This is a genomic window from Deefgea salmonis, from assembly GCF_020531905.1.
Classification (GTDB): Bacteria; Pseudomonadota; Gammaproteobacteria; order Burkholderiales; family Chitinibacteraceae; genus Deefgea; species Deefgea salmonis.
The window spans coordinates 167691-174132 of sequence record NZ_JAJAWG010000007.1; the positions used below are offsets into that span (position 1 = coordinate 167691).

Consider the following 6442-nt stretch of genomic DNA (forward strand, 5'->3'; position numbering starts at 1 on the left):
ATGACGCATCCCAGCCCTAGGCATAAACATCGTTTCATTGTTTTAGATAGCTTTCGTGGCCTTTGTGCCTTGAGTGTGGTCGTGTTTCATCTGCATTTATGGCAAGGCTTTAGCGAATGGGACTTTTTTCGCTCGGCCGGCTTAATGGTGGAGTTTTTCTTTACCCTCAGTGGTTTTGTGCTGGCCTATCGCTATCAGCAAGAAGCGATGAATGGCCGTGGGTTTGCCCGCTATATGGTGAGCCGGTTTTTTCGGATTTATCCGCTGCATCTGGTGATGTTGCTGCTGTTTACCGTGTTGCTGTTGCTGCAAGTGGGCCATAACGCATGGGCGATGACTGGGCAATGGCTATACCAAATTGTCTTGCTGCAAGCTTGGTTGCCAGCGGCAGACCCGTTTGCCTTTAATGGCCCGGCATGGAGTATCAGCGTGGAGTTCTATCTCTATGTGCTGTTCGGGCTGATACTCTGGGCTAGCGGTCGTTTTCAGCGTTGGGCTTTTGCGCTGGTGCTGCTCGGTTGTTCGGCGTGTGTGTATTTGCAAGCCGATTTTGTTGGCAGCGGCGGGTTTCGCGGCATCACGTGTTTTTTCTTAGGCGCGTTGGCGTATCACGGTTTTGATGTGATCCATCGTTGGCAGATTGGCCGTGTTCTAGGCAGCATGATGGAGGTATTGCTCTTAATCGCTTTGTATTTGGTGATCACAGCGCAATACCCTATGAAGAGTTTTTTTGCTGCCTGGGCATTCGCGGTGGCGATTATCGGCTTTGCGTTTGAAAGTGGCATGATTTCTCGCGTCCTGCGGCAAGCGTGGTGGGTGAATCTGGGTAAATGGTCATTTTCAATTTATCTGACGCATTACGCCGTGGTGCATTTGATTCAAGCCGGATTTGAAACCTTTTTCCCGCAATGGCACCGCGTAGGCAATGGCTTGGTGTATCTCAGTAGCGGCAGTGCTTGGGGCGATAATTTACTCGGTTTGTCGATTTTGGCCTTGGTGCTATGGCTGTCACGCTGGAGCTATCAGGCGATTGAATTGCGCGGCATTCGTTGGGGCAAGCAAGTTTTGGCACGCGCTTAAGCCACTTGTGGAATGCGACCGATAGTCGCTTACCCCGTCGATGGCGAGCTTCAGGTAAAATCGAACATTATTTGACGTGAACAAGACAGCCATGTGGAAACCCAATGCCACCGTTTGCGCGGTGATCGAAAAAGACGGTCGATTTTTACTGGTTGAAGAGCGCATTGAGGGTGAGTTAAAACTCAATCAACCGGCGGGCCATATTGAATTTGGCGAATCAATTGTCGCCGCTTGCCAGCGTGAAACGCGTGAAGAAACCGCATATGCATTCACGCCAACGGCATTTCAGGGGCTATATCAATGGACGGTGCCGGGCAGTGAGCGAACCTATTTGCGCTTTGCTTTTACTGGTATTTTGGGCGAATGCGATCTTACGCTGTCGCTTGATGACGGCATTGAGGCGGCGGTGTGGTTGACGCGTGACGAGATTGTGGCGCGAGCCGATCAGCATCGCAGCCCGTTATTATTGGCGTGTGTGGACGATTATTTGGCGGGGCAGTCGTACCCGCTGGCGGTACTGAAAGATTTTGATAGGTTAGCGAAATGACAACAATTGTGATTGGATTATCCGGCGGCGTGGATTCGTCGGTCGCGGCGCATTTACTCAAAGCGGCGGGGCACGAAGTGCACGGCGTGTTTATGCAAAACTGGGAAGACGACAATAGCGACGAATATTGCTCGATCAAAGAAGACAGCATGGATGCGATTGCGGTGGCCGATTTGCTCGGCATCGACATCGAACTCGTCAATTTTGCCACGGAATACAAAGACCGCGTGTTCGCGCATTTCTTGGCCGAATACGCCGCTGGCCGCACGCCAAATCCAGATATCTTGTGCAATAGCGAAATCAAATTCAAATCGTTTTTGGAATTCGCCATCAAACTCGGCGGCGCAAAATTGGCAACCGGCCATTACGCTAAAACACGCCTGCGTGAAGACGGCCGTACCGAAATGCTACGCGCAGCCGATCAAAGCAAAGATCAAACGTATTTCTTGTATCGCTTGAGCCAAGAGCAAATTTCGCACGCGGTATTTCCACTCGGCGATTTGCAAAAAACCGAAGTGCGTGTGATTGCTGAAGAAATTAATCTGCCAAACGCCAAGAAAAAAGACTCCACCGGCATTTGTTTTATCGGCGAGCGGCCATTCCGTGAGTTTTTAAATCGCTACCTGCCCAAAACACCGGGCAAAATGGTCACGCCGGAAGGTAAAGTGATGGGCGAGCATCAAGGCTTGATGTACCACACGCTCGGCCAGCGCGGCGGCCTGGGCATCGGCGGCACCAAAGGCAATACCGAACCATGGTTTGTCGCGGGCAAAAATCTCGAGACCAATGAGCTACTAGTGGTGCAGGGTCACGATCATCCGCTGTTACTGAATACCACCATGATCGCCAAAGATTGCTCATGGATTTTGGGTGAAACCCCGCTTGAGGGGCGCTACACCGCCAAAACCCGTTATCGCCAACAAGACGCTGCGTGTACGCTGAGCTACGTCGACGGCGGCGTGCAGCTGGTGTTCGACGAACCCCAATGGGCGATGACGCCGGGACAATCGATGGTGTTGTATAAAGATGAAGTTTGCTTGGGTGGGGGGATTATTCAGTAAAAACGGCGGAGCATCCCGTGATAGCGGGTCGGGCGGTGCGCGAAATCCTTATGTACTAAAGTACATTTCGGGCTCGAAAGCACCGGTCTCTCCACTCTGACGGTCGCTCGCTGGTTTTTTAGGTTTTTATATTTCGCGTTGGCATGGTTAGAGTTCGGCCAGAAAGTAGCAACAAGGAAATATATGAAAATTCGAAGATTCCAAGTTGGGGATGAGATTGCCTTATCCCTTGTTTTTTTATCTGCAGTCCATAAAGTGGCATCTCGCGATTATACGCGAGAGCAAATTCACGCATGGGCTCCTACCGATATGGATCTGGGCATTTGGGCAAAACACATACAAGTTTTGCAGCCATTTGTCGCTGAAATTGATAATGAAATAGCCGGATATGCAGACCTCCAGCCTAGTGGTTATATCGACCATTTCTACGTATCAGGGAAATATGCTCGAAAAGGCGTTGGAAGCTTATTAATGAATCGTATTGATGAAGAGGCGAAGCGACTCGGTGTTAGTGAATTAACGTCAGACGTGAGCAAAACGGCAGAGCCTTTTTTTGTTCTTCATGGCTTTCACGTGGAAGAACGAAGACACCCAATCTGTCGTGGTGTGACTCTGCATAATGCAAGAATGCGTAAAAAAATGGCTGCTTGTTAACGACTGCCTAGAAGCATCGTAGCTCCGATTAGCGAAGCGTAATCGGAGGAATGTCATGCGTACGATTACGCTTCGCTAAATCGTACCTACTTGTTGCTATTTTATGAATTTTTCACTTCTCTCATTAAAAAAGCCACTCAATCGAGTGGCTTTTTCGTGGGTATTGCTACGCAGCCATTATCTGTAAATGGCTAGCGTTGAATACCTCTATTGCAGCGTTTCCATCTTCGGGCTGCGGCCCATTAGGTCTGTGATGATTTCGCTGACCGGAACGTTTTCAAATAGCACTTGGCAAACGGCGCGGCTGATTGGCATTTCGATATTCAGTGCAGCCGCTTGGCTGACGACTTCACGTGCCGTCGGTACGCCTTCTGCGACGTGGCCGAGGTTTTTTAACACTTCGTCTAAATTCAAACCTTGCGCCAGCAACAGGCCAACGCGGCGGTTGCGCGATAAATCACCTGTTGCGGTCAGCATCAAGTCGCCAATCCCCGCCAAACCCATCATGGTTTCGGCTTTGCCGCCCAGCGCAGTTGAAAAACGCGCCATTTCAGCCAGGCCACGGGTGAGTAATGCGGCGCGAGCGTTCAGGCCAAGGTTTAAACCATCGGCAACGCCAGCGGCAATCGCCATCACGTTTTTCACTGCAGCACCGATTTCAACGCCAATTAAATCGTCGCTGGCATAGAGGCGCAGCACGCTGGTATTTAAGTCTTGCACCACTTGTTGAGCAAAAGCGGCATCGCTCGATGCGATGGTCACGGCAGCGGGTAGGCCTTTGGCGACTTCTTGCGCAAAACTAGGGCCAGATAACATGCCGCGTGGAATGGCATCGTCCATTTCTTCGAGCGCAACTTGATGCGGCAATTTCATCGTGCCGGCTTCAAGGCCTTTACACGCCCATAGCACTGGCGCAGTGCTGCCCAGTTCGCGCAGCGCTTTGAGCGTATTACGTAATCCGGACATTGGCGTCACGATCAGGATCAATCCCGCATCCGCAACGGCGTCAGCAAGTGTTGCGGTCACGCTGAGATTGTCAGGAAAAGGCGCGTCGGCGAGATAGCGCTGATTACAGCGTTCTGCCTGCATGTGTGTGACTTGTTCGGCCTCACGCGACCACAGGCTGACGGTTTGGCGGTCAGCAAATCGAATGGCAAGGGCAGTGCCCCAAGCGCCAGCGCCTAAAACAGCAAGTTTCAATGGGTATTCCTCTTGATTGCGCGGAGAGTCGACGCCTTAAGCGCCCCAAACATCTTCCATACGAATGAAGCCCGCTGGAGCGTCGCGATGTTTGACTTTTAGCCAGCCTGAGCCCGCAGAGTCGAGTAGTTCAAGTAGTACATTACGTTCTACTTTATAGATGGTCGCCGATGATTTATTCGCCGCTTGGTGCACGGCACTCATACGGCTGACTTGGACGTAGCGACGCGCGACTACGTCGGTTTTTTTAATCCAGCTTAACGTGCCATCACGATCACGAACGCGAATCCAGTCGCCTTGCTCGCTGAGCATTTCGAGTGGAATGTTAGCGCTGAGAATAAAACGTTTGCTGGCTGTGTCGGCAGGGGCATCATAAACAATGACGCCGTGGCGTGCGGTTGAGCGGTAATCAACCGCCTGAGCGCCACTTGCCAAAACGGCAAGTAGGCTCATGGCGCACACTCGATTTAATAACGCAGATCGCGTTATCAAATTAATGTGTGATTTGTTCATTGGCTTCTTGTGCTGCTGCTTCAGCTTGTTGGCGTTGTTGCATATAAATGCCTTCAAAGTTGATTGGCTGTAAGAGCAGTGGTGGGAAGCCTGCGCGAGTCGTTAAGTCAGAAACGGCTTCACGTAGGTATGGGAATAAAATACTTGGGCAACCAATGCCAAGCAATGGATCAAGTTCAGTTTCTGGCACGTTTTCGATTTGGAATAAACCGGCTTGAGTAATCTCAACCAAGAAAATAGTCCGATCTTCAGCAGTTGCAGTGGCAGTCACTGTTAAGCTGGCTTCAAAAAAACCATTGTCAAAGCTACGCGCTTGATTGCGGAACTGAATGTTAAATTCTGGCTGTTCTTGTTCCATAAATGCATTCGGTGCACTTGGTGATTCAAGCGAGATATCTTTTACATAGAGTTTTTGTACGGCAAAAATCGGTTGTTGTACTTCTTGAGTTTCTTCGCTCATGATCATCCCTTAAAAACGGTTGCGTATATATAAAATAGAATTTTACGGTGCTTCAATGGAAATCATCGCATAGTTTGCGATGTCGATGCCATCGAGACGATACTATTTATTCAGTAATGGGTCGAGCTTACCGGCGCGATCTAGCGCAGCGAGGTCATCAAAGCCGCCCACATGAAAATCGTCGATATAAATTTGCGGCACAGTGCGCTGACCACGCTCTACCATCACTTGTCTTTGGCTTGGGTCGAGATCCACCCGGATCTTAACTAAATCAGTAATGCCTTTATGCTGCAATAAGCGCTCAGCGCGGTCGCAGTATGGGCAAGTACCGGTGCTATACATTGTTACTTTCGCCATCAATTTATTCCCCAAACGGTATATCGCTTATTTAATCTTGTTAAGAACATAGGGGCAAATGAAGCGGAAACAAGATCTAGGATTGTTTTTTCATGAGCGAGAGGTAGGAATATGGCTTTCAGTGCTTTAATTTTCATGCCGTTGGAATGATTTAGATGATCCCTTAGATAATATACGAGCATTTGAATTTAATAAGATCTCTACCGTAGTTTTAAATCGATAAAATGTTTTAAATTAGATCGTATGTAATTCAATAACTTAGCGTCTTAATGCAATTTTGTTTATCACAAGGTGTTGACGTGATTGGAGCTGGTGGGTATAGTTCGGCCTCTCTGCTGCTGACACAGCAAACGAAACACCGGTTTCTAGGTTGTTTTGTGTGTCCTAAGCCACTGATCTTTAACAAAATACAGCCGATGAGTGTGAGTGCTTGGTTTGCCAGTCAAACAAGTGCTTACACTCTCAAAATGATCAGTTAGATGAAAATCTGACGGGTCGCAAGAAGTGGAGGGTGGAGTTAAATCCATCCTGTAGGGCGGGTTTTAACCCGCCTTAAAGCCAAGTTGTACA

Annotated in this window: 8 protein-coding genes; 4 read left to right on the forward strand and 4 right to left on the reverse strand. The window is 49.3% G+C overall.

What is annotated here, in order from left to right:
• The 4 genes from LG219_RS11745 to LG219_RS11760 all read left to right on the forward strand — a co-directional run bounded on the left by LG219_RS11745 (position 1) and on the right by LG219_RS11760 (position 3342).
• Positions 1 to 1080: an acyltransferase family protein gene (locus LG219_RS11745; protein ID WP_226764672.1), complete on the forward strand. Its 1080-nt coding sequence runs from the start codon at positions 1 to 3 to the stop codon at positions 1078 to 1080.
• Between the two features lie 91 nt (positions 1081 to 1171).
• The gene (locus LG219_RS11750) at positions 1172 to 1627 is read left to right on the forward strand and encodes an NUDIX hydrolase (RefSeq protein ID WP_226764673.1); all 456 of its coding nucleotides are present in this window, start codon (positions 1172 to 1174) and stop codon (positions 1625 to 1627) included.
• Positions 1624 to 2688: a tRNA 2-thiouridine(34) synthase MnmA gene (gene mnmA, locus LG219_RS11755; protein WP_226764674.1), complete on the forward strand. Its 1065-nt coding sequence runs from the start codon at positions 1624 to 1626 to the stop codon at positions 2686 to 2688. The genes LG219_RS11750 and mnmA overlap by 4 nt, the downstream gene beginning before the upstream one ends.
• Before the next feature lie 183 nt (positions 2689 to 2871).
• The gene (locus tag LG219_RS11760; protein ID WP_226764675.1) at positions 2872 to 3342 is read left to right on the forward strand and encodes a GNAT family N-acetyltransferase; all 471 of its coding nucleotides are present in this window, start codon (positions 2872 to 2874) and stop codon (positions 3340 to 3342) included.
• 207 nt (positions 3343 to 3549) lie between these two features.
• On the opposite strand, the gene LG219_RS11765 is transcribed toward LG219_RS11760, so the two are convergent.
• The 4 genes from LG219_RS11765 to grxC form a co-directional block, all read right to left on the reverse strand.
• Positions 3550 to 4542, reverse strand: coding sequence for an NAD(P)H-dependent glycerol-3-phosphate dehydrogenase (locus tag LG219_RS11765; RefSeq protein ID WP_226764676.1), 993 nt, complete (start codon positions 4540 to 4542; stop codon positions 3550 to 3552).
• 36 nt (positions 4543 to 4578) lie between these two features.
• Positions 4579 to 4995 (reverse strand): SH3 domain-containing protein, encoded by a 417-nt coding sequence (locus LG219_RS11770; protein ID WP_226764677.1) that lies wholly within the window; start codon positions 4993 to 4995, stop codon positions 4579 to 4581.
• 40 nt (positions 4996 to 5035) lie between these two features.
• The gene (gene secB / locus LG219_RS11775) at positions 5036 to 5515 is read right to left on the reverse strand and encodes a protein-export chaperone SecB (RefSeq protein ID WP_173533111.1); all 480 of its coding nucleotides are present in this window, start codon (positions 5513 to 5515) and stop codon (positions 5036 to 5038) included.
• Between the two features lie 102 nt (positions 5516 to 5617).
• Positions 5618 to 5872, reverse strand: a complete 255-nt coding sequence (gene grxC / locus LG219_RS11780) for a glutaredoxin 3 (protein ID WP_173533112.1) — start codon at positions 5870 to 5872, stop codon at positions 5618 to 5620.
• Positions 5873 to 6442 lie beyond the last annotated feature (570 nt).

What these genes read in the sequence shown, in the direction of transcription:
- LG219_RS11750 (WP_226764673.1), top strand. Translation starts at nt 1,172, where the DNA reads ATGTGGAAACCCAATGCCACCGTTTGCGCGGTGATCGAAAAAGACGGT.
- LG219_RS11770 (WP_226764677.1), bottom strand. Translation starts at nt 4,995, where the DNA reads ATGAGCCTACTTGCCGTTTTGGCAAGTGGCGCTCAGGCGGTTGATTAC.
- grxC (WP_173533112.1), bottom strand. Translation starts at nt 5,872, where the DNA reads ATGGCGAAAGTAACAATGTATAGCACCGGTACTTGCCCATACTGCGAC.
- LG219_RS11745 (WP_226764672.1), top strand. Translation starts at nt 1, where the DNA reads ATGACGCATCCCAGCCCTAGGCATAAACATCGTTTCATTGTTTTAGAT.
- mnmA (WP_226764674.1), top strand. Translation starts at nt 1,624, where the DNA reads ATGACAACAATTGTGATTGGATTATCCGGCGGCGTGGATTCGTCGGTC.
- secB (WP_173533111.1), bottom strand. Translation starts at nt 5,515, where the DNA reads ATGAGCGAAGAAACTCAAGAAGTACAACAACCGATTTTTGCCGTACAA.
- LG219_RS11760 (WP_226764675.1), top strand. Translation starts at nt 2,872, where the DNA reads ATGAAAATTCGAAGATTCCAAGTTGGGGATGAGATTGCCTTATCCCTT.